Below are 26,312 nucleotides of genomic sequence, written 5' to 3'. Positions count from 1 at the left end.
CAAAAATTAAAATAAAATCTATAAGTTGTTTTAATTTTCGGAATTCTCATTGAATTGTATGACTGTCATTGTTATAATGCATATATTACATTTACATATTTAGGAGGAATAATCATGTCAGAACTCATTAAACTTGATGCCAGAAAATCACTCAAAGAAAAGCCCGACAATGCATCGCTTACTTTCGGTGAAGTCTTCACTGATTACATGTTAAGCTTTGAGTACTCATTAGAAAAAGGATGGCACGATTTAAAGATTATTCCTTATGGTCCAATTGAACTTTCACCGTCAGCACAGAGTATTCACTATGGCCAATCAGTATTTGAAGGGTTAAAAGCATACAAACATAACGGCGAGGTTGTTTTGTTTAGACCTGAGGAAAACTTTAAACGTATCAATCAGTCGTTGGCACGTTTAAAAATGCCGGAAATTGACGAAGCATTATTGTTAGAAGGATTAAAACAGCTCGTAGATATTGATCGTGATTGGGTACCAGATGGAGAAGGTCAGTCTCTTTACATTCGACCGACTGTATTTGCGACAGAAGGTGTGTTAGGTGTTCACCCGTCCCACGAATATCGCTTGTTAATTATTTTATCACCATCGGGTTCATATTATGGCGGTGATTCATTACGCCCAACTAAAATTTATGTTGAAGAAGAATACGTACGTGCTGTGCGTGGAGGCGTTGGATTCGCGAAAGTAGCAGGAAACTACGCTGCAAGTTTACTTGCCCAAGCAAATGCAAATGAACTCGGTTTTGATCAAGTGCTATGGTTAGATGGTGTAGAACAAAAGTATGTTGAAGAAGTAGGAAGTATGAACATCTTTTTTGTCATTAATGGCAAAGTGGTTACGCCACAATTAAACGGTAGTATTTTACCAGGGATTACGAGAAAAACGGTGCTTGAATTGGCACAAACATTAGGATATGAAGTCGAAGAGCGTCGTATTTCGATTGATGAATTATTTGATCTTCATAAAGAAGGCGCTTTACAAGAAGTGTTCGGTACCGGCACAGCAGCAGTTATCTCACCTGTAGGAACATTACAATTTAAAGATCAACAGATTGTAATTAATGATAATCAAACAGGCCCTATTACACAAGAACTTTATGATCACTACACAGGTATTCAAAGTGGAAAATTAGACGATCCTAAAGGATGGCGTGTAGTTGTACCACATTACGAAAGATAAGACATCTGGATCATTGTTAAATTTGAAAAAAGAAAGCGTCAAAATTGCGTTGTTCAATTTTGGACGCTTTTTATTTTGGCTGTACACTTTATATGGTGGTTATGTGTCTATAATAATTAAGTCGCAAACTTCCGATTGCTTCTTTGAGTCTCGCTTTCCCAGGCGCCTTACCTCAACTAATTTTGGCTTTTATTGTAGCTCATAAGAAGCCAAAATGGATTTTCGGTTTCGGCTCTATGCCTCGGGAGTCTCGACTCGGTACGCAATCTATTTAAGCAATTTCACTATTGAAAAGTGGCATTGCTTACTTTATGAATCACACGTTTTAGAGAAGATGCAGAAACGTTACAATCACTTGCGATATCAGTTTCTGAGCGAACTTGTGTTGCTTTATCTATAATAGCTTTCTGAACACGGTTTGAGATAAAACAGTTATCCTCAACAACATTTGTTTTAGAAATAAAAGTCCGACCACAAACCATACATTTAAAACGTTGTTTTAACAGATTTAAATACACTGCTATCTCTTGGAATCTTAAAAAAGTAATTCGCGATAAACGTTTTCCGTGTTTGTGTATTCGGTTTGGATTCGTATGATAACAGTGAGGACAAGTCATAGGCTTGTATGAAAGGGTACCAAAGATGACGTTAGATTTCTTACCTCTAATAACTACATCTTCTTCAACTTTAGTGATTTTAATATTATTATCTTTAATTTTTAGTAACTTTAATATATCATTACACATAGGCGCAATATGTCTCCTTTATTTTTGATTTAGTCACTTAAAATTATAGAGGCATTTGCGCTATTTTTGTACAAAAAAAGCAGGATGACTTATGTCACCCCACCATAAAAAATGAAGAACCTTTATTTTGAGGTATGATAAACGTAACGCAAAACAGATGAGGTGTGAAAAAATGACAAATCAACAATGGATATTATTCGATAAAGATGGCACACTGATACATTTTGATCAGAGTTGGACCAAGATAGGCATACAATTAGTTGATGAAGTCTGTGCACATTATAAAATTGATAATCGGATTGAAGTGTATCACAAATTAGGTATACGTGATCATCAATTTGTGAAAGGAAGTATCATGGCATCAGGAACGTTAAAAGATATGATCAATGTATTTAACGCTTTTACAGATGTGGAAACTACAAAATGGGTTTCGGAAAGAAGTCAGCAACTAATACGTCAAAGACAACCTGAAATTGAGTTGTATGAAGGTGTGCAGACATTGCTTTATGAACTAAAACAACAGTCCTATCAGTTAGGTCTAGTGACAAGTGATAATGCGGTAGGGGTAGACAAATTTATCAAAACCACACAATTGGAGCAGGTTTTTGACTTATTTATTTCTACAGAGGGTGATCAATATGAAAAGCCAGATGCACGGTTACTTCAACCTTTGTGGGACATGGGCGTTCAAGGTGAAGCGCTTGTCATGGTGGGAGATACAGATAACGATATGTTGACTGGAAAAAATGCAGGTAGTGCTTTAAATGTAGGTGTAAGAACAGGATTAGGGCAAGAAGCGACATTTGAAGCGGCAGATGTGGTCATTGATGACGTCAGTCAATTACTGTCGGTATTAGATAAAAAAGCAGATCAAAGAAGTTAACAACGTGCGTTGTTTCTTCTTTAACCTGCTTTAAAATTAGCGCATTAATCTTGAAAAGATACGGATTATGAACGCGAATCCACTTGTCTATATGTATGAATCACATGTTCGATTTTCTTGAGCACGATATCAATCGACTCAGGGTTTTCATATAAGTCGTATTCTTTAATATTGACACGAACAACTGGACAAGCGTTAAATTGATTAATCCAATCGTCATAACGTTTAAACAACATTTTCCAATATTCTGGATCTGTTTCGATTTCCATTTGACGGCCACGTGTTTGAATACGTTCAATCACAGTGTCATAATCAGATTCGAGATAAATAAGGACATCCGGCTTAGGAAAGTAAGGTGTTAATACCATTGCTTCGAAAAGGTTTGAGTAGGTCTGGAAATCTTCTTCAGACATTGTACCTTGTTCTTCATGCATTTTCGCAAAAATATCGACATCTTCATAAATAGAACGATCTTGTACAAAACCACCGCCATATTCAAACATACGTTTTTGTTCTTTGAAACGCTCTGCTAAAAAGTAAATTTGAAGGTGGAAACTCCATCGATTGAAATCTTGATAAAATTTATCGAGGTAAGGATTATTTTCTACATTTTCATAAGAAGTTCGAAAGTTAAGCTTCTCAGCTAAAGCTTGCGTTAATGATGATTTCCCAACACCAACGGTTCCAGCTATCGTAATAATAGCATTGGAAGGAATGTTATATTGATTCATTTCATTTGCCTCCGATTAGTTCGTTAATTTGTTCCAATACATACGCATAGTCATCAGGATTTTCAACAAAGTCAATTTTTGTTGTGTCTATCCATAAAACATGATGACCATCATTTTTTAATGATTGATAGTAATTTGCATAATCTTCTTTAAGTTTTAATAAATAATCATCTTGGATATTCGCTTCGAAATCACGGTCTCGTTTGGCGATACGGGCTTTAAGTATACTTAAATCTGCATCTAAAATAACAGTGAAGTCTGGAGAAGTCAGATCTTCTGTCAAAATGTCATAAATTCTGGAAAATTTATCATATTCTTTATCATTTAAAGTATTACGCGCAAAAATTTTGTTTTTATAAATATGATAGTCGCTGACAATGCCACCATCGTATTCAGCTAAATCTTGATAAGCTTTGTAACGATGACATAGGAAAAACATTTCCGTTTGAAAACTCCATTTGGAAATATCTGTATAAAAATCTGATAGATAAGGATTTTCGCCGACAATTTCTTTTGCTTCATAAAAGTGATAAGATTGACTCAACTTATGCGCTAATGAAGATTTGCCAACGCCTATCGGTCCTTCGATTGCGATAAACGGTTTTTTCATATTTTTCTCTCCATAAAAAATTTTATTGAACCAGTATTACAAATTTTAACACAAGTGAGGCTATTTCTGTATGACAAGTCATCAATATTATATGTCATTGGCACTTGAAGAAGCACGTGAAGCGGCAAAAAAAGGAGAAGTGCCTATCGGTGCCATTATCGTAAAAAATGAAAAAGTGATTGCACGTGCACATAATTTACGTGAAACCAATCAAAATCCGACTGCACATGCTGAGCATCTGGCAATAGAACAAGCTGCTGAAACGTTAGGAACTTGGCGATTAGAAGGGTGTACATTGTATGTGACACTAGAGCCTTGCGTGATGTGTGCAGGAACCATTGTGATGAGTCGAGTGGACACTGTTGTATTTGGTGCCTATGATCCAAAAGGGGGATGCACCGGTAGTTTAATGAATCTCGTTCAAGATCAGCGTATGAATCACCGAGCAAAAGTGATTGAAGGTGTATTGGCCTACTCGTGTGGTGAAATCTTACGTCAATTCTTTAGAACGCTACGTCAACGAAAAGCTGCTAAGGCAATGTCAAACTAAGCTTTAATTAAGGGATTGAGGCATGAAAAAATAATATAAGTGGGTGCCGAGTGTCAAATAACAAATACCTGACTGAATGACACAGCGTTGGACAGATAATCCTTTCGTTCGTTTTAAATAGATGAAAATGTTTGGACAATACTTATTGTCATAATTTTGATAGAATGAGACTGTATTTGAGACAGTCATTTTATATTTAAAACATAAAAGAGAGAGGGATAAAGATGGTAAAACTTATTGCCACAGATATGGACGGCACGTTGCTAAACGCTGCACATGAAGTTTCACAAGAAAATATTGAAGCCATTCAATACGCACAATCACGCGGTGTTACAGTAACAATTGCGACAGGCCGAGCGTTTTATGAAGCGAATGATCCGATTAAACCAACAGGATTAAAAGTCCCATATATTTGTTTGAATGGCGCAGAAGTTCGTGATGAAAGCTTTGATATTGTCCATACATCAAGTCTAAATCATGAACTTTATCAACGTATTCGAAACGTGCTCGTTCGTGAAAATGTCTATTACCAAATTTATACCAATTTTGGTATTTATACTGAAGATCCTGAGCGTGACTTAGCAATTTATTTGGACATTGCTAAATACTCAGGACAACAACCGGATGTTGAAAAAATACGTCAACATATTAATCATCGTATTGAAATTGGAACATTAAAAGTAGTAGACAACTATGACAATATAGAATCCGTAACAGGAGAGTTAATCATGAAAGTCCTTGCACATGATACAGATTTAGATAAAATTGCCCGAGTGAAGGCTGAATTGTCAGAGAGTAGTAATTTAGCGGTGTCTTCTTCTTCTAAAGGTAATCTAGAAATTACGCACATAGATGCACAAAAAGGGTTAGCATTATGTACGATTGCTGAAAAATTAGGCATTGATATGAAAGATACCATGGCAATCGGTGACAATTTGAACGATAAATCAATGTTAGACCGTGCAGGTATTGCTGTGGCAATGGACAATGCTTTACCTGAATTAAAAGAAAATGCCACTTTTGTAACAGCTTCGAATGAAGAGAGCGGTGTTGCAAAAGCAATCTATCGTGTTTTAGGTGAGGATAATTAAATTGGCTTAAGTGTGATATGGCATATTGTCTTTTAACTATATTGTAGCGTGTAAAATAATCCATCTAGCATGATGGATTTTGTATCAATCGGATTGGTGAAATGATATTTCAATTTTGCCTTTCCGATTTTTTTATGAATAAAAATAGAGGATCACTATCACGACGGTAAATTGTCTAGTTTCAAAGACTCATTTATAAAACATTAAAAAGAACCCTAGATTATTGGTTTAATCTAGAGTCCCTTCTAAATCATTAAGATTATGATGAGTTTGCCTCAAAAAAGATAATTTTATGAAAGTAAACTATGATTTTCTATATTTTAATTTTGCAAACGCATCATGCTGATGGATAGATTCCTCGTTGCGACATTCAATGTCGAAGCCTTCTATCCAGTTGACCTCTACTAAGTCAGCAGCAATCAAGCGTATTAAATCTTCTACAAAGCGTGGGTTTTCGTAAGCGCGCTCTGTTACTCTCTTTTCATCAGGTCTTTTTAAGATGGGATAAAGCATTGAGCTCGCATTGGCTTCCATTGCATCTAAAATAATCTCTTTATAGTTTTCAGGTAATGTTGCGTTTTTGTCGATATACGTTTTGACAGTAATTATGCCGCGTTGATTGTGTGCAGAGTATTCGCTGATTTCCTTAGAACATGGACAAAGCGTTGTCACTGCAGCTTCAATCGTCAATTCTTTACGTGTAACTTGATCATTATCGACAGCTAAACCATATGTGACATCTGCATGGCCAATTGCTTTAATTTGAGTAACTGGGCTCAAGCGATCAAAAAACCACTTTCCGCTCACGTCTACACCCGCACTTCGTTGTTTCATACTTGTTTTGAGACGATTCATCAATTGTGTTAATGCTTCAAATTCAAGTCGGATCCCGTTGTCATACTCCGCTTCGACAGATTCTAATATACGACTCATGTTAATGCCTTTTTCATCTTGCGTCAGGCTTGTCGAAAAGCTAAAATTACCAGCCGTTTGGTATTGATCAATCCAAACAGGGTAAACGAGATTTTTAATTCCTACTTCTTCTATTTCAAATAAGAAATTTTTATGCGTACTTTGAAGGTCGGGCATTTCAGATTTTGTTGTCGGCTTACTTCCGTTAACGGGATCAACCGAACCGAAATGTCTCCAACGACCTTCACGCGTTGATAAATCAAATTCAGTCATGTATCTTCCTCCACTAAATTTTCACAGTAATACGAATGTCATACCATTTATTTAAATTGATAAGTCCAAAATGTTTCTGTTGTTAAATAAGCTGCTGCATCTTTAGGTACACCCGATGCTTGTCCTTGAGGATTCGCAAGTTGTTCTAAAAACGGACCTGTTTGTGAACGATGCGCCTCAAAAGCAGCAAATTTTTGGTCTCTATAGTCTGAAATGTCATTGATGATATCAGGTTCACCGAGCACGTCGATGGCGTCGTTACTAAATGCTACAAGTTGTAGTCTTGGACGACGACTTTCTTCCATTCGACCTACTGTTCTTACAACAGCTTCAGCAGTCGCTTCATGGTCTGGGTGAACCGCATGCCCAGGATAGAAAGAAATAATGGTTGTAGGTTGCGTCTCATCGATTAATTTTTGAACCATTGCATCCATTTCTTCATGGGGTTCAAATTCAACCGTTTTGTCGCGTAGTCCCATTTTACGTAAATCTGTAATCCCGATTGCCTTTGCAGCATCTTCAAGTTCGCGTTCACGAATATCAGGCAGTGATTCGCGTGTCGCGATAGGGGGATTTCCTAAATTACGTGCCATTTGACCAAGTGTCAGACAAGCATAAGTAACTGGCACACCGTCGTTGATATAACGTGCAAGTGTACCAGCTGAGGAGAATGTCTCATCGTCAGGATGAGGAAAGATGACAAGAATATGTTTTTCAATCGTCATTTGTATTCGTACTCCTTTCTACGCCTTAAAAGGTTTGCGACTAATTTCAAGTGCTGCCGCAAGTTGACCTTCATAATTAAATCCTGCTAATAAGAACTCCTCATCATCGTTCACTTCGTAGTGTGTTAAGCCTTGAACGTAAACCCAACCGCTGTTGTCGAGCTTTAAACCTACGCGATAAGGATCCTTGCCGCCCCCTTTAAGTTGGGCGTGCTGATAAGTCAGCTGTATATTTCTTAAAAATGTGCCTGCGTTGAATACACGCTGATCAAAATGGTTCGCATAAGCGCCATTTGTTGTCTCAACGTGGATATAGACAGGTTCATTGGCATAGTGATCAAATAATTTTTGAACAGTCGTTTCTGTAATCGGTTGCAAAAAATTCACTGCCTTCCTGATTATGGTTATCTGTCCATTTTACTAAAAAAGAAAGAAAATTAATATAGCTCTGCTCATTTTAATCCTCAAATAAAAGCAAATCTTTACTTAATTGAGGTGTGGGTTGTCTTCTCATCACGAGCTGTTGATAACTTTCTGTAAAATAGTCAAGACGCTCTTGATCTTGTAAAAGATGATAGCTGAGTAGGTCAATAATAAAGTGATTGGCTAATTGTGAATTAATAAAATACGCATCATGCGTACGACTACGATCGGCAGTGATAATGATACGGTCACAATAACTTTCAAGTGCAGGAGTGCGCAAATGAGAAATAGCAATAATCGTCGCTCCATTTTGGTATCCATGATAAATGCTATCAATAATTTCTTGCGTCGCACCACTATTGGTAAAAGCAACAATGGTTGTTTTGTTATTGCACATATGCCCGACGACAGTCATTAAATGGGCATCAGTAATCGCAAGCGTATTAAACCCCATACGAGCAGTACGAAAATAAAGTTCTTGCGCGCTCAGTCCAGAACTACCAATACCGATAAAAATTGTTTTTTCACTATTTTTAATCGTATTTACGAGGTAGAGCAAATCTGACTCAACTAAAAATTCTCCAGTATGATCCATAATTGAACGATAGTGTTGGTGCAAAATTTGTATAGACGGACTATTATGAATCGGCTTCACTTGCAATTCATGTTGAATAGCGAATCGAAAAGATTGAAAACTATCATATTGTAGTTTATAAGCAAAGCGTGTCACACTTGAAGGCGAGACTCCAATCACATCAGCTAAATTATTTATGGCACCAATATCCATTTGATAATCAATATTTAAAATATAATTTGCAATTTGTCGATCCACTTTTGTGAAAAGATGTTGATATTGTTGAATACGATTTTCAATTTTCATAGCAATTCTCCTTTAATCTCATTGTATTTGAAAAGATTTTTCAAAACAATGTATTTTATTGACGGATATTTTCAAAATGATATATTGAAAGTGGACAGATGATGCATTGAAACACAAAGCATAAGCGTATAGTTATGCACCTTGTACTGTACTTTAAAAATGAAATATTTTTTAGACGTACGTTTTCAACTGCGAAAGATGTTGCGCAGAACGATTTAAATTGAATGAAGCATCATTGAAATCATAAATATAGACAGATTTTTAAAGAGATATGGCGTAGACAATGAATAGATCTACTTTAATAAAATGAAAAGTAGTCATATGACGGATAAAAATAGCTGAATCGAAGCGTAAACCTATGCCATACAGGCTAATACAAAGGAACAGACAACGAAAGGAATGTGGAATGATATGAAAATACCTCAAGGCTTGGTCGTATCGTGTCAAGCATTACCAGATGAACCGTTGCATTCATCTTGGATTATGAGCAAAATGGCTTTAGCAGCCAAAGAAGGCGGCGCGGTAGGGATAAGAGCAAATACAAAAGCAGATATTATGGCAATTCAAAAAGAAGTAGACTTGCCTATTATAGGCATTGTAAAACGCGACTATCCTAATTCCTCTGTTTTTATCACTGCGACCCAAAAAGAAGTGGATGAATTAATTGAGAGTGGTTGTGAAGTGATAGCATTAGATGCCACATTGCGAGAACGTCCAGAGCAAGATTTAGAAACACTAGTGACATATATAAGAGAAAAAGCGCCACAGGTTGAAATTATGGCAGATATTGCGACGATTGAAGAGGCTAAAAATGCGGATCGTCTAGGCTTTGATTATATAGGAACTACTTTGAGAGGCTATACAGAAGAAACACAAGGACAAGTCTTGTATGATCAAGACTTTAAATTTTTAACAGATGTTTTGTCAGTTGTACAACAGAAAGTGATAGCTGAAGGTAATGTGATCACACCGGAAATGTTGAAAACGGTATTTGAAAAAGGGGTATATGCTGCAGTAGTAGGCGGTGCAATTACAAGACCTCGAGACATTACAAGACGATTTGTAAAAATGATTGAGGAGTAGGATGCGAAGATGAAAATTATCAATTTAGGGACAGAAGCACATGCCTCATTCCATGTAGCGTGTGAACTTTACAAGCAAATGTTATATCAAAAAGAGAGTCGCTTAGGATTGGCGACAGGCGGTACAATGGTAAAAGTGTATGAATATTTAGTCGAGCTACTACAAAAAAATCAATTAGACGTTTCACATATTGAAACTTTTAATTTAGATGAATATGTTGGCTTAGCTGCAAATCATGAAGAAAGTTATTATCAATATATGCAAAAAGTACTTTTTAGCGCTTACCCACATTTTGATCCAGAGCGTATCCATCTCCCAAATGGGATTGCACAGGATATCCAAGCAGAAGCAAAACGTTATGAAGCGTTATTAGAAACAGGTGGCGCAGTGGACATTCAAATATTAGGTATCGGTCAAAATGGGCATATCGGCTTTAATGAACCAGGTACCTCTTTTGATAGCCTAACGCATTGTGTCAACTTGACTGAAAGTACAATTCAAGCGAATAGCCGTTATTTTGAAACGATTGATGATGTGCCTAAACAGGCGATTTCAATGGGATTGCATTCAATTATGAAAGCAAAACGTATTATTTTGCTTGCCTTTGGTGAGCAAAAAAGAGAGGCAATGCGTCAATTAATGACAAAAACCATTACAACTGAAGTACCGGCGTCAATATTACACCGTCATCCACATGTCGAAGTGTTTGTGGATGATGCTGCGATGCCTTAATCGATAAGGCTTTCCAGTATCTCCTCGATATCCGATTTGTTTAATCTCTTATATGTTGGGTAAATATGTTATCATGAGAGTTACAAATTAGACGGAGGATTGATGAAATCATGGAATTACAATTAGCTATAGACTTACTAAATAAAGAAGAGGCAGCAGAACTTGCTAAAAAGGTAACTGATTATGTAGATATTGTAGAAATCGGAACACCTATCGTAATTAATGAGGGCTTACCTGCCGTTCAACATTTAAAAGAAAATGTAAAAGATGAAGATGTCAAAGTTTTAGCAGACTTGAAAATTATGGATGCAGCTGACTATGAAGTGAGTCAAGCTGTTAAATTTGGTGCGGATGTTGTTACAATTTTAGGTGTGGCAGAAGACGCATCTATTAAAAATGCTGTAGAAGAAGCACACAAACATGGTAAACAATTGTTGGTAGACTTAATTGCAGTACAAGATTTAGAAAAACGTGCAAAAGAAATTGATGCGCTTGGTGCGGACTATATTGCCGTTCATACAGGTTATGACTTACAAGCACAAGGTCAATCACCACTAGAAAGCTTGAAGAAAGTTAAATCTGTCATTAAAAATGCAAAAGTTGCAGTTGCAGGTGGTATTAAACCTGAAACTGTTAAAGAAGTGGCTGCAGAATCACCAGACTTAATTATCGTAGGTGGCGGTATCGCAAATGCTGACGATCCACGTGAAGCAGCAAAACAAATTCGTGAAGCGATTGAAGGTAAATAAAATGGCTATTCAACAGCAATTTGAACTCATTCATCGTGAGCTTGAACAGACGTTGTCTCAAGTCGATGAAGAAGCCATCCGACAATTTGAACAAGCTGTGTTAAATGCAGAAGCGGTGTTTGTGACAGGTAAAGGACGTTCGGGTTTTGTCGCAAATGGTTTTGCGATGCGTTTGAACCAACTTGGCCAAAAGGCGCATGTCGTCGGCGAAACGACAACACCCTCTATTCAAAAAGGGGATTTGCTCGTTGTCATTTCAGGTTCAGGTTCGACGACACATTTAAAATTATTAGCCGACAAAGCGCATGAAGTAGGTGCAACAATTGCTTTAGTAACAACAAAAGCTGATTCTAAGATAGGTGAACGTGCAGAAGTGACGCTTGTCCTTCCTGCAGGTACGAAACATCAATCTGAAGGCTCTGCTCAACCGCTCGGCAGTTTATTCGAGCAAAGTGCACAGTTGATGTTAGATGGTGTCGTATTAGATTTAATGTCCGCATTAGATATAAACGAGACAACCATGCAAAATAACCATGCTAATTTAGAATAGTATCATCAAAAATAGATCGATGATTTGAAATTGAGGGAAAAGCTAGTTTCTACAGAAGTGATGTGGAACTAGCTTTTTTTGAAAATGTTAATACGTTGAGAGGAATTTGCATGGCTTGCTTTCAGCTTTAAATTCTTTTTTAGATTAAGTGCAGCGATGTCTCATCCGCATGACACACTCGATTAATAGAATTTCCTTATAATTTAATAGAATTTATGTATTAGAAACTGATTACACGATTTGTTAGATTAAAGCAAAGTCATCTATCAAGGAGGAAATGTTATGGAGTATTCACCAAAACAAGGGATTAGAAGTCATGGTTTACCTCATGATCCATTTAAAAGTAGTACGGTACCACGTCCGATTGGTTGGATTTCAACGGTTTCAAAAGATGGGAAAGACAATTTAGCGCCTTATAGCCAGTACCAAAATTTAACGTGGGATCCACCAATGGTGATGTTTGCGGCGAATCAATCAGTATTAGGAAATCATGAGCGTAAAGATACGGTGAAAAACGCTGAAGAGACAGGTTGGTTTGTGTGGAACATGGCAACATATGAATTGCGAGAAGCTGTAAACTTGTCGTCTAAAGCGTTACCACCCGAGGAAGATGAGTTTGAATTTGCAGGTGTGACAAAAGAAGCATGTATCGAAGTGCCGGGTTACCGTGTCAAAGAGTCACCCGTGCATTTTGAATGTGAGTATGTCCAAACAATTCGCATTCCAACTGGCGACCCTGTTTCGGCGGTAGATATTGTTATTGGTCGTGTAGCGCAAGTACATATTGATGATAATGTCATTATGGATAATGGAAAGTTAGATATTAAGTCTATCCGTCCTATTGCGCGTCTAGGTTACTATGATTACACAGTTGTCGATCAAATTTTTGAAATGAAAGCACCAGCAGCAACGAAAGAAGAACTTGCAGGACTCGAGGGACGTAATTTCGATAATAAGTCTGAATAAGAGTGATACATCGAGGGTGACGGGGTTAAAGTATTAAGTATAATTTCTCATGATTTTTTTATTTACTTTTGAATTAGATTTCATACACTGATTTCGAAGTGGACAAGCTGAACAGTCATCACATTCATATAATTTAAAATCTCTTTTAAATCCATAACGGTCATGTCGATAAGCATACCTTTTAAATCCTAGACGTTTATGATTGGGACAAATAAACTCATCGTTAATTTCCGCATATGGCCAGTTTTGTGTGTTGAATATGTCACCTTTGATCGTCTTTCATTCTCATAAACGTGGCATCATGATCCGTTTTAGAATAACTATTTCGTTCTTTAAGAATCGACTTTTGATATCGATATGCCTCAATAGAGTATCAAAATTTACTACGTGAAAAAGGGATTTAGAGCAGTATGAGTCGTAAAGGAAACTGTTACGACAACGCATGTATAGAATCTTTTCATAGTATCATCAAAAAGGAATTGATACATCATCAGAACTATAAAACTAGGAATGAAGCGATGTTTAGCATTGTGGAATATATCCTTACTTTTTACAATTCTAAAATCGCACATTCAACGTTAAATTATATGAGTCCCATTGCATTTAAGAAGAAATACGCAACAAAATAACCTAGCTCAGAATGTACTTTTTGATTTTTAAAAGTACATGATGGGCTAGGCTAGCAAGCGAAGCGCGGTAGAATTCTCTTTTTTTGTGTCCGTATTCTTGACATAAATCCAGAAGTATTATATAACATTATTGCTATATATTAAACATTAATTCTAGTAATTTTTGTTATAATAATACTTAAGAATAAACAAATTAATAATATCGACAAAATAGTTACATGTGCAGGGATATTTAAAGTTAAAGCTGTTCTAATAATTGTAGCACCAATTGCTCCTCCAATACCGGCTACAGCAATGAAAATACTAGTTAACAAATTTTTATTACTACTAAATCTATTGATTATACTAGCGCCTAACGGGAACATTGGTGCAAAGAATAATGTTAGTAAAAATAATAATATTAACTTAAACAAATCTGCTGTATCTGAATATATTAATATAATGTATAAAAGTAGTGAGATGATTGTATATAATAATAGTAGACTCTCTAATCTTATTTTTATTTTTGACAATATAATAGCATACAGTAATCTCCCTATAATTATTCCAAACCAAAATATACTGACAGTGATATAACTTAAATTATCAGAAACTAAATTCATATATGGCAGTAAATTTGAAAAATTAGTTTCTATACTAATATAAAAGAAGCACCATATCAAGATAATTATAATTATCATAAACTTTTTATTAGTAAAGACATTAGTGAGGTTACTTTTCTTCTTATTATCTATTTCGAATGTCAGTGAACTTACTATCCAAAGCGAAAAAATATTTACTATAAGTATAAAGAGAACTGAGAATTTTGTATTTGAGTATGACTCGAACAACCATACAATAATAGGAAGCAATAGTGCCCCTATAGCAAAGAATGATTCAATATATCCAAAGACTTTAGCAGAATTGAATTTATTGTTAAATATATATGATGCTATAGATGATTCTATTAAACCAGCACAAAATCCAAGTATAGCTATGAGAAAGTAAAGAAGTAAGAAATTTTCGAAAAAAACAAAGGCAGTAACGATTATTAAAATTAACAAATGAATTACTTTAAGCGTATTTTTTATACTTTTACTAAATGATAAAATAGAGTAAAATACTCCGATCATAAATGTCGTGAACTGAATACTTATTAAATTTGACACATCTGATTGATTCATATTAAATTCTATTTTTAAGTATTGATTAAATGAACCGACAAAAGTGTGTATCAAGCCAATAAGAAAATACATTAAAGAAAAATAGAGGATGTGATTTTTAGTCATTTTTGTTTAATGTATTGCTTTTGTTTATGACTATTAATACAATGTTCTAAAACTTCTTGTGCTCTCAAACCATCCTCGAAAGTTGAAATAGAAGTTTCTTTTTTATTCTTGATAGCTTCTAATAGATTTAAATGTGTGTAGTAAAAACTATCTTTCCACCCGTAAAACTCATTTTCAGGGTCAATGTATATCCTATCTTCTAATGGAATGATTTCTTGAACATTATTATTGCTTACAATAATTACCCCGCCCTTTTTAGATGAAAACTTTATTTCGCCATTATATCCTGATATATTAATATGGAATCCGCATAATTCCTTTTCACATGCTTTTGAAGTCTCTATATGAATGTGTTGACCGTGATTAGTTATAAAGAACGTCTCTGAATGGTCATCAACTTGAACCAGGTTATTGCTTTTATGTTTTACTTTGGTCATCATTTTAGTTTTAATTGTTTCTACCTTCACTTGACTATTTGTAATATAAGTAGCCAAGTCAAGAAGATGTACCCCTAAATCACCTAAAGCCCCACTACTTAATTTTGAAGTACCATCATCTCTCCAAGTAAAGTTTTTTCTTCGATAAGCACTATTTTTTAAAAATGACATATGAATAGATATTATTTCACCAATTTTATCATTTTCTATTAATGTGATAATTTTTTTAATAACCGCCAGATTTCTATAGTTTAGATTTATACTTTTTATATTATTTGTCTTGTTGTTGTAAGATCTAATTATATTTGATTCAGTAAGGTTAACTGTTAAGGGTTTTTCACATAATACATCACAGCTATAATCTAACGATTTAACTATGTGATCTACATGACAAAAATTAGGGGAACATATTATAACAGTATCTACTTTTGATAACATATCGTGGATGTCCCTATAAGCAGTTGTATTAAAATCTAAGCAGAATTTTTCTAAGTTTGAATCAACTATATCGTTAGCTCCATAAAGGCATACACCTGAGAGGTTATTTATAATTTCAGCGTGTACTTTCGCAATACCCCCCGTGCCAATAATTCCGTATTTAATCATATTTCCCTCCTATGAATTCACTGACATGTTTATATATCCCTTTGTAATAAGGATATTTTGTATTTGGAAACTTTTTCTTTATTTCTTCATCCTTGCTGTTAGACATAATAAACGCATGCTTTAAGTAGCTAAGAAACTCTTCATCATTGCCACTATCACCAAATCCAATAATTGACTTTTTTGAAATGTTATATTTTTTCATTAAAAACTTTGTCGCATATAACTTGCCGGCATTTTTAGGAGTAAAATCCACATCATAGGCATTCTCAGGATCCCCGGCTAACGGGTTACAACGATTAAATTTGGGCATATAATTTTTTGTTTTAGAATAATCTATGAGATTCTTTAAGATTTTCACGTCCAATTCTGTATTACCTGTAGAATAGAAGTAAAAATTGTACAGGGTTTCGTTTTCTCTAAATATTCTTTGTGGAATAAATTCAACTTTATGTTTTAATGAAATAGTGTTTAATATTTCTAATATATCCTCTAATAAAAAACGTTCTGTTAATACTTCTTCTCTATATTCATCTGATTCAACATATTCATTATTGTTCCATGTAAACATTTTGGAACTTAGGTCAGAGAAAATGTGTTTTGGTTTGTATGACATATCAACTTTTTTCATTTTTTCCAAGACACTATTTATAGTGCTTCCTGTTAATATCGCTGTGATGACACTATTTTTATTTGATATTTTTTCTAGTAACGCTTCCATTTCTTTTAAGTAGTATAAATCGTTGTTATTAGTGTTATGTTTATAATATGTTTCGTCAAAATCGAGTAATATTAAACTTTGGCTCATTTTACTCCTCCTCCCAGTATATTTTTGATTGCATTAATAGCATAATCTTGTTCTTCTTCCATCAAACTAGGATATAAAGGCAAACATAACAACTCTTTATGTAATCTTTCCGTGTTTGGAAGCGAAAGATTTGTTTTATAAGAAATTTGTTTATGACTTAGGTATGGATAGTATATTTCAGTTTTCACGCCAACACTTTCAAGTTCAGACTTTACAAAGTCTCTCTTATTATTGCCAATTCTGACAGGATATAGATGCCATACTGACTTGTTGTCTAATGCAGGTAGGATTAAATTTTCAATATTTGATAATTCTTCGTGATATTTTTCTGCAATTTTTAATCTTTTATATTGATTAAAAGTTAAATATTCCATTCTAATGATGCCTATTAGTGCTTGTGTGTTATCAATTTTAGAGTTAAATCCAAAGTTCATGAGTTTCTTATTTTTTTCTTTCAAATCAAATCCATGATAACTAATTAGTCTACATTTATAATCTAATTCAGTATCATTTGTTATAATAGCGCCAGCTTTCCCACAAACCCCTAAATTTTTATATGGATTAAAACTCAGCACTGCTAGATTAGAGTAAGTACCTACACCATTTAATCCTATTGCTTGACAAGCATCTTCTATCACCTTAATGTTATATTTTTCTGCAATCTCTTTAATTTTTATCATGTCACAAAATCGACCATATAAATGCACGGGTAGAATAGCTTTTGTTTTTGAAGTGATTCGGTCTTCAATTGATCTAGGACAAATAGTAAAATCATCTTTAACATCAGCATAAACTGGAATTGCCCCTATTGATAAAACTGCATTTTCTGTGGCAGCAAAACTATTTGAAGGTAGAATAACTTCGTCGCCATTTTTAACCCCTAGGGCTATCAATCCGATTGTTAAGGCTGAAGTTCCGCTTGATAACGCTATCACATGGTTAATAGATAAATATTCAACTAGATATTGTTCACATTCATAAATGTATTTACCACTTGTATATTTACCGGTTGGCAAAAAATTTTTTAATGCTTTTATGATTCTTTCTGACTCATCTTCCTTTATTAAACGATCTACCGGCATAAATTCTACTTTTTGAATGGGCTTATTAGATAAATTTTTGGGTTTTTCAATAACCAATTTACTGGAAAGATATTTATTAGCATGAATTTCATTATAACTTTTTAATTTTTGAATGTTTTTACGAAATTTAAAAATACTATTTGATTTTAAATCCATAGAAGCACCGCCTTATTTGTGATAAACTCATATTAAATTGTGGGAACATTCCCATGTCAATATAATTTTCGGGGGAATTTGATGAATATTTTTGATGTGGCAAAAGCGTGCAATGTCTCAAAATCTACAGTATCTAGAGTGTTAAATAATCATCCATACGTTAATGAAGAAAAAAGAAACAGAGTATTGCAATATATAAAAGAAAATAATTACGTCCCTAATAATATTGCTATATATTTTAGAAATAGGACGACAAAGTCTGTAGCCATATCGATTCCTTATATCGATCATCCATTTTTTTCTAAAATATCATATGAATTAACCAAAAATTTTAATGAAAAAGGTTATAAATCGTTTATTCATCAAACATTTTGCTCACCGAGCAAAGAAGAAGAAGTACTAATGTCGTTAGAAAAAAACGAAATTGATGCAGTTGTTCTGTGTTCTATAGAAAATAGCGCCGATGTCATTGAAGAGTATTCTAAGAGTGGATTAATTATTTCTTGTAATGATACAAACCAAACTAAAAGTGTATCTAATTTTCATTTTGACGAGTATAATATCGCGAAAGCAGCTACAGAATATTTATTGGAAAAAGGAATAAAAAATATAGCAATATGTATTGATAATCCTTTTAATGGCGCTCAAAAGTTGAGATTAGATGGATATAAAAAAGCGCTCTCAAAAAATAAAATCTCTTTTAGAAAAGATTATCTATTTTCTTCGGCATTTACAATCAATGATGGCATCAAAATAGGGATGAAAATTAGAGAAAAGTATAAAGATATTCAGGGTGTATACACTGGAAATGATTTCGTTTCAGCAGGAGTGAAAAAAGTATTAGGAGATGAGATATTTCTAATAGGCACAGACAATCATGACATATGTAAAATCACCAGCCCCCAATTACCTAGTATATCTTTGCCTATAGAAAATATGGCTAAAGATATATGTAACCATATGATTGAACGGTTAACAAAAAATAATAATGAAGTAATGAACAAGATATATTCATATGAAATTGTAAGTGAATAAAATATAAAGCATGGATAAACTGCATATATTTATAAGGTTTACTATAAGCGTTAAGAATTGTGAATATGTATAAAGGGGGCTCCGCACACATGAATTTTCATATTGGTATAATAAAATTCCCATAGATTTAGTTGAAGATTTTATTTAGCGGAAAGCAAAAAGTAATAGATTTCGTTGTGCAAGCAGACATAAACTAATGAAATATATACTAGATATAAAAGTGTTAATAAAATTATAAACGAAGCGCATTGACCTAAATATCTATAGTTTGATAATTCATATATCCAAGTTATGTATATAATAAATATTGAAACCATCGCAAGCCGCTTGTTGAAGTTTATAATGAATTTTTATAGACTTTGTCCCATTACTTTTCAAATGATTTTGTCAGCTGCAAAAAGGAGTTGGTAGTATTCTCGTAAGTAGAAGGTGTTGCGATATAACTTTTCGACTAAACAAAGTGGTGAATTATACTGAACTTGACCTCTTTTCTTAAATATCGAACAAGATTGTCCAAATGGATGAGACTCTTAAAAACCAACTGAAACAGAAATTTCACTAGTAACGCTTCAACCCAAAGGTAACCTTACAATAATAATTTTGTTCTATTAAACTTGCACAAATAAGTAAGCTAGGAAATGAAACAATATATTCATATTTTATCAAGTGTAAATCATGTAAAAGCATCAAAAAACTTGTTATAATCAATTTATATAATAAATAAATCGCATTTGTTAATACATTGATTAGCACGTGAACGTTTATTTTTGATTAACATTTAATGCGATTGGCGTTCACGTAATAGAAAGAAGGTAAAGTATGCCAAAACTTATTTTATGTAGACATGGCCAAAGCGTTTGGAATGCTGAAAATTTATTTACAGGATGGGCAGACGTTGATTTATCTGAACAAGGACATAATGAAGCCATAACTTCGGGTAAAAAAATGAAAGAACAAGGAATTAATGTTGATATCGCGTTTACATCATTATTGAAACGTGCCATCAAAACAACATTTCATTTATTAAATGAATCAGATCAACTGTATGTTCCTGTTGTTAAATCATGGCGCTTGAACGAACGTCATTACGGTGGATTGCAAGGATTAAACAAAGACGAAGCGCGTAAACAATTTGGTGAAGATCAAGTACATATTTGGAGACGTTCTTACGATACACCACCTCCAGCGCAAGATGAAGCACAACGCGAAAGTTATTTAAAAGATCGTAAATATGAATTGTTAGATAAACGCGTGATGCCTGAATCTGAAAGTTTAAAAGATACATTGGTACGTGTAATTCCATATTGGAATGATCACATTTCACAAGAATTATTAGCTGGCAAAACTGTTCTTGTGTCTGCACATGGTAATTCTTTACGTGCCTTGATTAAATACTTAGAAGGCGTATCTGATGAAGATATTGTCGGTTATGAAATTAAAACAGGTGCACCACTTATTTATGAATTATCAGATGATCTAAAAGTCATTGATAAATACTACTTATAAAGATGTTATCGCTATAAAGAATAAGCGACTTAAAAAGGTTGGGAAATACCCCAGCCTTTTTTTGATATCAAAGTGCATAAATCGTCATCAATTGTTATCGAAATGAATTAAGCTTTAGATTATAAGGCGTGCCATGACAGCCATCGAAATTATGTATAGAACGGACGTATAGAAAATCAATTTCATATATTAAAAAGGATTCTTCATTTTTTATGGTGGGATGACATAAGTCATCCTGCTTTTTTGTACAAAAATAGCGCAAATGCCTCTATCATTTTAAGTGACTAAACCAAAAATAAAGGAGACATATTGCACCTATGTGTAATGATATATTAAAGTTACTAAAAATTAAAGATAATAATATTAAAATCACTAAAGTTGAAGAAGATGTAGTTATTAGAGGTAAGAAATCTATCGTCATCTTTGGTACCCTTTCATACAAGCCTATGACTTGTCCTCACTGTTATCATACGAATCCAAACCGAATACACAAACACGGAAAACGTTTATCGTGAATTACTTTTTTAAGATTCCAAGAGATAGCAGTGTATTTAAATCTGTTAAAACAACGTTTTAAATGTAGGGTTTGTGATCGGACTTTTACTTCTAAAACAAATGTTGTTGAGGATAACTGTTTTATCTCAAACCATGTTCAGAAAGCTATTATAGATAAAGCAACACAAGTTCGCTCAGAAACTGATATCGCAAGTGATTGTAACGTTTCTGCATCTTCTGTAAAACGTGTGATTCATAAAGTAAGCAATGCCACTTTTCAATAGTGAAATTGCTTAAATAGATTGCGTACCGAGTCGAGACTCCCGAGGCATAGAGCCGAAACCGAAAATCCATTTTGGCTTCTTATGAGCTACAATAAAAGCCAAAATTAGTTGAGGTAAGGCGCCTGGGAAAGCGAGACTCGAAGAAGCAATCGGAAGTTTGTGACTTAATTATTATAGACACATAACCACCATATAAAGTGTACAGCCTTAAAAAGTCAATGTTCATAATGGTCAGTCTCGGTCAATGAGTAGTAGAACAGGTATGATACGTATTGAAATGGCAACCTTAGGTGTATAGGGTAATCAAGAGGCCATATTGATTGATGAGCAAATGGAGATACGTCATATGCGAAAGTTAATCAAAGTTGCAAACTAAATTAATCTTTCAATATATGTAAAGCGCTTGGTTTAGAAGTGGCTTGAACTAGGCATTATAGAGGATGGGGGAGATAGTATCTTAATCAATGCAAAAAGACTAGGGGTGTATGTTGCTTTCAAGTTCGTACACCCCTAGCCGTTCTGTTTCTTAAATATATTGATAGCCCAATGATTATACTTCTGTTACTTCAACTTCAATTTGTTCGATACGATTGGCTGCACCGTGATCGACTGGGCCAACAAATTCATTCATTTTCCAACCGTTTTTAATCGCAGAAGCGACGAATGCTTTTGCATTAACGACTGCTTCTTTTGGTGTTTGACCGTTCGCTAAGTTTGCAGTTGTCGCCGCTGCAAAAGTACAGCCTGCACCATGGTTATAACTTTGTTGGAACATATCCGTTGTTAATTGATAAAAAGTTTGACCATCATAGTAAAGGTCATAAGATTTATCTTGATCTAATGCTTTACCGCCTTTGATTACGACATGTTGCGCACCTTGCTCGTAAATGATTTGTGCTGCTTTTTTCATATCTTCAATCGATTTCAATGTGCCTAAACCTGACAATTGACCCGCTTCAAAAAGGTTAGGTGTTGTTACTGTTGCTTTAGGTAATAAATATTGAATCATTGCTTCAGTATTTCCCGGGTTAAGGACCTCATTTTCCCCTTTACATACCATCACAGGGTCGACGACAAAATATTTGGCACCTGATTCAGTAAAGGCTTCGCCTGCGCGCTGAATAATTTCTTCTGTGCCGAGCATACCTGTTTTGACTGCGTCAGGTCCGATACAAATCACAGTTTCTAGTTGTTTATTAAAAACGTCAAATGGAATCGGTGTGACATCATGAGACCATGTTTCTTTATCCATTGTTACGATTGCAGCTAATGCGACCATGCCGTATGTGTCTAGTTCTTGGAAAGTTTTTAAATCTGCTTGCATGCCTGCACCAGCACTTGTATCTGAACCTGCAATTGTTAATACTTTTTTTAAAGCCATAATATACGCACTCCTTTAAATCTAACTTATTGATATTGGACCGACAAAATTCGCATATCAATACGTCTCCATAGTTATTTAGTTACATACTATCTTATCATGGTCGCCTATCCTATGCATATGGAATGTTTGGATCTAAAATGAAAGAACACGATTCATGACGAATTATGGTAAAATGTCAACGAGGTGAAAAAGATGGATTGGTCAACAATATTTCATGAAATTACAACAAAACATGACTTTCAGGCTATGCACGATTTTTTAGAGAAAGAATATTCTACGCAAATTGTATATCCAGACAGAAAAAATATTTATCAGGCATTTGATTTAACGCCTTTTGAAAATGTTAAAGTTGTGATATTAGGTCAAGATCCTTATCATGGTCCGAATCAAGCCCATGGGTTAGCTTTTTCTGTACAGCCTAACGCAAAGTTTCCACCATCATTGCGTAATATGTATCAAGAGCTTGCAGATGATATCGGATGTCAACGAACTTCCCCTCATTTACAAGATTGGGCAAGGGAAGGCGTTCTCTTATTGAACACAGTCTTAACGGTTCGACAAGGACAGGCACACTCACATCGTGATATTGGTTGGGAAGTCTTTACAGATGAAATTATTAAAGCAGTATCTGAAGGTAAAGAAGGCGTTGTTTTTATCCTTTGGGGTAAACCGGCGCAACAAAAAGAGCGTTTAATCGATACTACAAAACATCATGTCATCAAGTCGCCCCATCCAAGTCCATTGTCTGCACATCGAGGCTTCTTTGGTTCAAAACCTTATTCAAGAGCAAATCAATATTTAGAATCACAAGGATTAAAGCCAATCCATTGGTGTGAAGGTAAGGAGAAATTCGATGAATAAAGAAAAACTGATTCAATTGTTGGAACAGGAATTAGTGCAAGCGGATGCAGCAACAACAGATGAAGCATTTCATAAACACATTTATGCGATACACACATTGACATCTTTATATGTTGATGAGGAAACACCAAAGTTTTCAAAGCATAATTTATCAGAAACAAACAAAAATCGTCATACGTCACGTTCATCTGAGGTGACTGACGAAGAAATCAAAATGATGGGCGGTAAGGTGTCCTCGTCTCCACAACAATTAGATTCAAATCAACGCATGGTAACAGATGATGAAGTGGGGAACGGCGCATCTATATTTGATTTTTAGTGAGGAGGAAATAAAATGAAAGTATTTATCATATTAGGCGCATTGAACGCCTTAATAGCAGTAGGTACAGGTGCATTTGGTGCACACGCATTGGATGGCAAGTTATCAGAGCACTACATGTCAGTATGGGAAAAAGCAACGATGTATCAAATGTATCATGGTTTAGGTTTAATATTGATAGGCATTATTGGTGGCGCTTTACATCTTAATGTTGGCTGGGCCGGCTGGTTAATGTTCATCGGTATCGTTTGCTTCAGCGGCTCTCTTTATATTTTATCCTTAACGCAAGTGAGTATTCTCGGCGCGATTACTCCAATCGGTGGCGTTCTCTTTGTAATAAGTTGGCTGATGTTAGCCATTGCCGCTTTTAAACTGTAAGATGATATTGTTTAAAAGTATCAAGTAGAGAAATTCATTTGATGGCAATGTATATTTACGTACAGAGCTATTTAGTCATTTTAATATTTATTAAAAGAATAGCTTAATCAATTTTATAAAAGCGTTACCTAGAGTGTAATTATTATACATTTAAGGTAACGTTTTTTTATTGCTAGATGTAAAGATGGATATTAAATCTAATTGTCACAAAAGGAAATGCGCCATGATTCGAAAAATAATGCATATTTTTGTAAAAGTTTGACAATAAATAGAGCGCCTTTTTTTATCGCACTTTTTTAAATTTTAAGGTATGATTTATTTTTAATATGCCAAAAATAATTGTTATAAAAATTTATAACAGGGGTATAATAACACTCAGGGGTGAAATGATAATGAATACAAAGAACGGAAAACCTGATCGTGGAGACCTCCAACAAAACTTATCTGAAAAGTTTGTGTGGGCGATTGCTTATGGGTCGTGTATAGGATGGGGCTCATTTATTCTTCCAGGGGATTGGATTAAATCTTCAGGACCGATTGCAGCATCTATCGGTATCTTTATCGGTGCGTTATTAATGATTATTATTGCGGTCAGTTACGGTGCATTAGTAGAACGATTCCCAGTATCAGGTGGTGGCTTTGCGTTCAGCTTTTTAGGATTTGGACGCTATGTGAGCTTTTTCTCAGCATGGTTTTTAACATTCGGTTACATATGTGTAGTTGCATTGAATGCGACGGCATTTAGTTTATTAATTAAGTTTTTATTGCCAGATGTTATTGAATTTGGAAAATTATATACCATCGCAGGATGGGACGTCTATATTACTGAAATAATCATTGCTTCGTTATTATTGATTATTTTTATGTTGATTGCGATTAAAGGGACGAGTGTCTCAGGATCACTTCAATACTACTTTTGTGTCGCAATGGTTATTGTCGTGGCATTATTATTCGTAGGTTCTTTCTTCGGTTCTAATTTTTCTTTTGATAATTTAAAACCATATAATGGACCTGAATATGGATGGTTTAAAGCGATTATTATGATTGTAGCAGTTGCACCGTGGGCATTTGTTGGTTTTGATAATATTCCACAAACCGCAGAGGAATTTAATTTTTCTCCAAATAAAACATTCAAATTGATTGTTTATAGCTTACTTGCTGCAAGTGTGACTTACATTATGATGATATTATATACAGGTTGGTTAGCAGGGGGAAGCAGTGACCTTTGGTTAACAGGATCTGTAACGCGTGAAGCTTTCGGTACGATTGGCTTAGGTGTATTGACAATCGCTATTGTTATGGGGATTTTTACTGGATTGAATGGTTTCTTATTGAGTGCGAGTCGCTTGCTCTTCTCAATGGGACGTTCAGGCATTATGCCTTCAGTATTTAGTAAATTACATCATCGATACAAAACACCTTATGTGGCGATTATTTTCTTAGTGGCGATTACATTAATTGCACCTTGGTTAGGGCGTACAGCGTTAACTTGGATTGTAGATATGTCATCTACTGGTGTTTCTATCGCTTATTTTGTTACTTGTCTATCCGCTGCTAAATTGTTTAGTTTTGATAAAAACAGTCGAACTTACGGTCCGGTTTATAAAATATTTGCTATTGTCGGTTCGGTGATTGCGTTTATTTTCTTAATGTTATTGTTACTTCCTATATCACCGGCTTCGTTGTCTTTACCATCTCATATTGCGCTTGGTGGATGGACAATACTTGGACTGATTTTCTTCTTAATTCGTTTACCAAAATTAAAACGTATGGATAAAGATGAGTTAACACAATTAATTTTAGATACAAAAAAACGTGATGTTGATAAAATGTTAAATGAATAAATATTAATAGTAGAGCAATGTTTAACTTTTAAAAATTGATTTAGAAGTTTGCATTGCTCTATTTATTTATGACTATATATTAAAAGAGATTGTAAAGATTTTTGGTTAATGTTATAATTTTC

Annotated in this window: 29 protein-coding genes and 2 pseudogenes; 18 read left to right on the top strand and 13 right to left on the bottom strand. The window is 34.5% G+C overall.

Going from position 1 to position 26,312, the window contains the following annotated elements; genetic code table 11:
* Window positions 1-114: 114 nt before the first annotated feature.
* Window positions 115-1,197, top strand: coding sequence for a branched-chain amino acid aminotransferase (locus tag MUA40_RS10850; protein ID WP_262569573.1), 1,083 nt, complete (start codon window positions 115-117; stop codon window positions 1,195-1,197).
* A 284-nt stretch (window positions 1,198-1,481) separates the two neighbouring features.
* On the opposite strand, the gene MUA40_RS10845 is transcribed toward MUA40_RS10850, so the two are convergent.
* A complete protein-coding gene (locus tag MUA40_RS10845; RefSeq protein WP_262569572.1) occupies window positions 1,482-1,943 on the bottom strand; it encodes a transposase family protein in 462 nt (153 codons plus the stop codon).
* Between the two features lie 172 nt (window positions 1,944-2,115).
* Between MUA40_RS10845 and MUA40_RS10840 the strand changes: the two genes are divergently transcribed.
* The gene (locus MUA40_RS10840) at window positions 2,116-2,826 is read left to right on the top strand and encodes an HAD family hydrolase (RefSeq protein ID WP_262569570.1); all 711 of its coding nucleotides are present in this window, start codon (window positions 2,116-2,118) and stop codon (window positions 2,824-2,826) included.
* 65 nt (window positions 2,827-2,891) lie between these two features.
* On the opposite strand, the gene MUA40_RS10835 is transcribed toward MUA40_RS10840, so the two are convergent.
* Both MUA40_RS10835 and MUA40_RS10830 read right to left on the bottom strand, forming a co-directional pair.
* A complete protein-coding gene (locus MUA40_RS10835) occupies window positions 2,892-3,557 on the bottom strand; it encodes a deoxynucleoside kinase (RefSeq protein WP_050331752.1) in 666 nt (221 codons plus the stop codon).
* A gap of 1 nt (window position 3,558) precedes the next feature.
* The gene (locus MUA40_RS10830; RefSeq protein ID WP_167733036.1) at window positions 3,559-4,167 is read right to left on the bottom strand and encodes a deoxynucleoside kinase; all 609 of its coding nucleotides are present in this window, start codon (window positions 4,165-4,167) and stop codon (window positions 3,559-3,561) included.
* A 70-nt stretch (window positions 4,168-4,237) separates the two neighbouring features.
* Between MUA40_RS10830 and tadA the strand changes: the two genes are divergently transcribed.
* The gene (gene tadA, locus MUA40_RS10825) at window positions 4,238-4,717 is read left to right on the top strand and encodes a tRNA adenosine(34) deaminase TadA (protein WP_016424318.1); all 480 of its coding nucleotides are present in this window, start codon (window positions 4,238-4,240) and stop codon (window positions 4,715-4,717) included.
* Window positions 4,718-4,941: 224 nt separating this feature from the next.
* Complete coding sequence (locus tag MUA40_RS10820; protein ID WP_016424319.1) at window positions 4,942-5,808, top strand: Cof-type HAD-IIB family hydrolase; 867 nt, start codon at window positions 4,942-4,944, stop codon at window positions 5,806-5,808.
* Between the two features lie 303 nt (window positions 5,809-6,111).
* On the opposite strand, the gene folE2 is transcribed toward MUA40_RS10820, so the two are convergent.
* From folE2 to MUA40_RS10800, 4 genes are all read right to left on the bottom strand, one after another.
* Window positions 6,112-6,993 carry a GTP cyclohydrolase FolE2 gene (gene folE2, locus MUA40_RS10815; protein WP_016424320.1) on the bottom strand — a complete coding sequence of 294 codons (882 nt, stop codon included), beginning with the start codon at window positions 6,991-6,993 and terminating at the stop codon, window positions 6,112-6,114.
* A gap of 47 nt (window positions 6,994-7,040) precedes the next feature.
* Window positions 7,041-7,718 (bottom strand): bacillithiol biosynthesis deacetylase BshB2, encoded by a 678-nt coding sequence (gene bshB2, locus MUA40_RS10810; protein WP_016424321.1) that lies wholly within the window; start codon window positions 7,716-7,718, stop codon window positions 7,041-7,043.
* Window positions 7,719-7,736: 18 nt separating this feature from the next.
* A complete protein-coding gene (locus MUA40_RS10805) occupies window positions 7,737-8,096 on the bottom strand; it encodes a YojF family protein (RefSeq protein WP_037559048.1) in 360 nt (119 codons plus the stop codon).
* Between the two features lie 79 nt (window positions 8,097-8,175).
* Window positions 8,176-9,021, bottom strand: a complete 846-nt coding sequence (locus MUA40_RS10800; RefSeq protein ID WP_016424323.1) for a MurR/RpiR family transcriptional regulator — start codon at window positions 9,019-9,021, stop codon at window positions 8,176-8,178.
* Window positions 9,022-9,432: 411 nt separating this feature from the next.
* On the opposite strand from MUA40_RS10800, the gene MUA40_RS10795 reads away from it, so the two are divergent.
* The 5 genes from MUA40_RS10795 to MUA40_RS10775 all read left to right on the top strand — a co-directional run bounded on the left by MUA40_RS10795 (window position 9,433) and on the right by MUA40_RS10775 (window position 13,101).
* A complete protein-coding gene (locus MUA40_RS10795) occupies window positions 9,433-10,104 on the top strand; it encodes an N-acetylmannosamine-6-phosphate 2-epimerase (RefSeq protein WP_016424324.1) in 672 nt (223 codons plus the stop codon).
* 9 nt (window positions 10,105-10,113) lie between these two features.
* The gene (gene nagB, locus MUA40_RS10790) at window positions 10,114-10,836 is read left to right on the top strand and encodes a glucosamine-6-phosphate deaminase (RefSeq protein WP_016424325.1); all 723 of its coding nucleotides are present in this window, start codon (window positions 10,114-10,116) and stop codon (window positions 10,834-10,836) included.
* Between the two features lie 110 nt (window positions 10,837-10,946).
* Window positions 10,947-11,585, top strand: a complete 639-nt coding sequence (hxlA, locus tag MUA40_RS10785) for a 3-hexulose-6-phosphate synthase (protein WP_016424326.1) — start codon at window positions 10,947-10,949, stop codon at window positions 11,583-11,585.
* Between the two features lies 1 nt (window position 11,586).
* Complete coding sequence (hxlB, locus tag MUA40_RS10780) at window positions 11,587-12,135, top strand: 6-phospho-3-hexuloisomerase (RefSeq protein WP_126496555.1); 549 nt, start codon at window positions 11,587-11,589, stop codon at window positions 12,133-12,135.
* 282 nt (window positions 12,136-12,417) lie between these two features.
* Window positions 12,418-13,101 (top strand): flavin reductase family protein, encoded by a 684-nt coding sequence (locus MUA40_RS10775; RefSeq protein ID WP_262569564.1) that lies wholly within the window; start codon window positions 12,418-12,420, stop codon window positions 13,099-13,101.
* Between the two features lie 39 nt (window positions 13,102-13,140).
* Here the strand turns inward: MUA40_RS10775 and MUA40_RS10770 are convergent.
* A pseudogene (locus MUA40_RS10770) lies at window positions 13,141-13,459 on the bottom strand (transposase); the annotation flags it as partial.
* Here MUA40_RS10770 and MUA40_RS12170 point away from each other — a divergent pair.
* Window positions 13,455-13,730 (top strand): annotated as a pseudogene (locus MUA40_RS12170) (integrase core domain-containing protein); the annotation flags it as partial. The pseudogenes MUA40_RS10770 and MUA40_RS12170 sit on opposite strands and share 5 nt — an antisense overlap.
* 140 nt (window positions 13,731-13,870) lie before the next feature.
* On the opposite strand, the gene MUA40_RS10765 reads toward MUA40_RS12170, so the two are convergent.
* From MUA40_RS10765 to MUA40_RS10750, 4 genes are read right to left on the bottom strand one after another with little or no spacing between them, the layout of a single operon-like run.
* Window positions 13,871-14,965 carry an MFS transporter gene (locus tag MUA40_RS10765; RefSeq protein WP_228446218.1) on the bottom strand — a complete coding sequence of 365 codons (1,095 nt, stop codon included), beginning with the start codon at window positions 14,963-14,965 and terminating at the stop codon, window positions 13,871-13,873.
* Window positions 14,966-14,994: 29 nt separating this feature from the next.
* Window positions 14,995-16,041 carry a Gfo/Idh/MocA family protein gene (locus MUA40_RS10760; RefSeq protein WP_262569562.1) on the bottom strand — a complete coding sequence of 349 codons (1,047 nt, stop codon included), beginning with the start codon at window positions 16,039-16,041 and terminating at the stop codon, window positions 14,995-14,997.
* The gene (locus MUA40_RS10755) at window positions 16,034-16,846 is read right to left on the bottom strand and encodes an HAD-IIB family hydrolase (RefSeq protein ID WP_016424332.1); all 813 of its coding nucleotides are present in this window, start codon (window positions 16,844-16,846) and stop codon (window positions 16,034-16,036) included. Before MUA40_RS10755 ends, MUA40_RS10760 begins: the two co-directional genes overlap by 8 nt.
* Window positions 16,843-18,084: a DegT/DnrJ/EryC1/StrS family aminotransferase gene (locus MUA40_RS10750; protein ID WP_167733076.1), complete on the bottom strand. Its 1,242-nt coding sequence runs from the start codon at window positions 18,082-18,084 to the stop codon at window positions 16,843-16,845. Before MUA40_RS10750 ends, MUA40_RS10755 begins: the two co-directional genes overlap by 4 nt.
* Before the next feature lie 81 nt (window positions 18,085-18,165).
* On the opposite strand from MUA40_RS10750, the gene MUA40_RS10745 reads away from it, so the two are divergent.
* From MUA40_RS10745 to MUA40_RS10730, 4 genes are all read left to right on the top strand, one after another.
* On the top strand, window positions 18,166-19,119 hold the full coding sequence (locus tag MUA40_RS10745; RefSeq protein ID WP_016424334.1) for a LacI family DNA-binding transcriptional regulator: 954 nt from the start codon (window positions 18,166-18,168) through the stop codon (window positions 19,117-19,119).
* A gap of 819 nt (window positions 19,120-19,938) precedes the next feature.
* Complete coding sequence (locus MUA40_RS10740; RefSeq protein WP_016424335.1) at window positions 19,939-20,625, top strand: 2,3-diphosphoglycerate-dependent phosphoglycerate mutase; 687 nt, start codon at window positions 19,939-19,941, stop codon at window positions 20,623-20,625.
* 317 nt (window positions 20,626-20,942) lie between these two features.
* Window positions 20,943-21,140 (top strand): hypothetical protein, encoded by a 198-nt coding sequence (locus MUA40_RS10735; protein ID WP_016424336.1) that lies wholly within the window; start codon window positions 20,943-20,945, stop codon window positions 21,138-21,140.
* A gap of 30 nt (window positions 21,141-21,170) precedes the next feature.
* Complete coding sequence (locus MUA40_RS10730) at window positions 21,171-21,404, top strand: transposase (protein ID WP_194368881.1); 234 nt, start codon at window positions 21,171-21,173, stop codon at window positions 21,402-21,404.
* 550 nt (window positions 21,405-21,954) lie between these two features.
* Here MUA40_RS10730 and thiD read toward each other — a convergent pair.
* Window positions 21,955-22,785, bottom strand: coding sequence for a bifunctional hydroxymethylpyrimidine kinase/phosphomethylpyrimidine kinase (gene thiD / locus MUA40_RS10725; RefSeq protein ID WP_016424337.1), 831 nt, complete (start codon window positions 22,783-22,785; stop codon window positions 21,955-21,957).
* Between the two features lie 186 nt (window positions 22,786-22,971).
* On the opposite strand from thiD, the gene MUA40_RS10720 reads away from it, so the two are divergent.
* From MUA40_RS10720 to MUA40_RS10705, 4 genes are all read left to right on the top strand, one after another.
* Complete coding sequence (locus tag MUA40_RS10720) at window positions 22,972-23,649, top strand: uracil-DNA glycosylase (RefSeq protein WP_306669211.1); 678 nt, start codon at window positions 22,972-22,974, stop codon at window positions 23,647-23,649.
* On the top strand, window positions 23,642-23,968 hold the full coding sequence (locus MUA40_RS10715) for a DUF5327 family protein (protein WP_016424339.1): 327 nt from the start codon (window positions 23,642-23,644) through the stop codon (window positions 23,966-23,968). The genes MUA40_RS10720 and MUA40_RS10715 overlap by 8 nt, the downstream gene beginning before the upstream one ends.
* 15 nt (window positions 23,969-23,983) lie before the next feature.
* Window positions 23,984-24,346, top strand: coding sequence for a DUF423 domain-containing protein (locus MUA40_RS10710; protein ID WP_016424340.1), 363 nt, complete (start codon window positions 23,984-23,986; stop codon window positions 24,344-24,346).
* Window positions 24,347-24,738: 392 nt separating this feature from the next.
* Entirely contained in the window at window positions 24,739-26,190 is a 1,452-nt protein-coding gene (locus tag MUA40_RS10705) for an APC family permease (RefSeq protein ID WP_016424341.1), read from the top strand.
* Window positions 26,191-26,312 lie beyond the last annotated feature (122 nt).

The sequence above is a fragment of the Staphylococcus schleiferi genome (assembly GCF_025558325.1).
In the GTDB taxonomy this organism is placed as follows: Bacteria; Bacillota; Bacilli; order Staphylococcales; family Staphylococcaceae; genus Staphylococcus; species Staphylococcus schleiferi.
The sequence above is the reverse complement of the archived record's forward strand: the minus strand, read 5'-3'. Positions and strand labels throughout refer to the sequence as shown.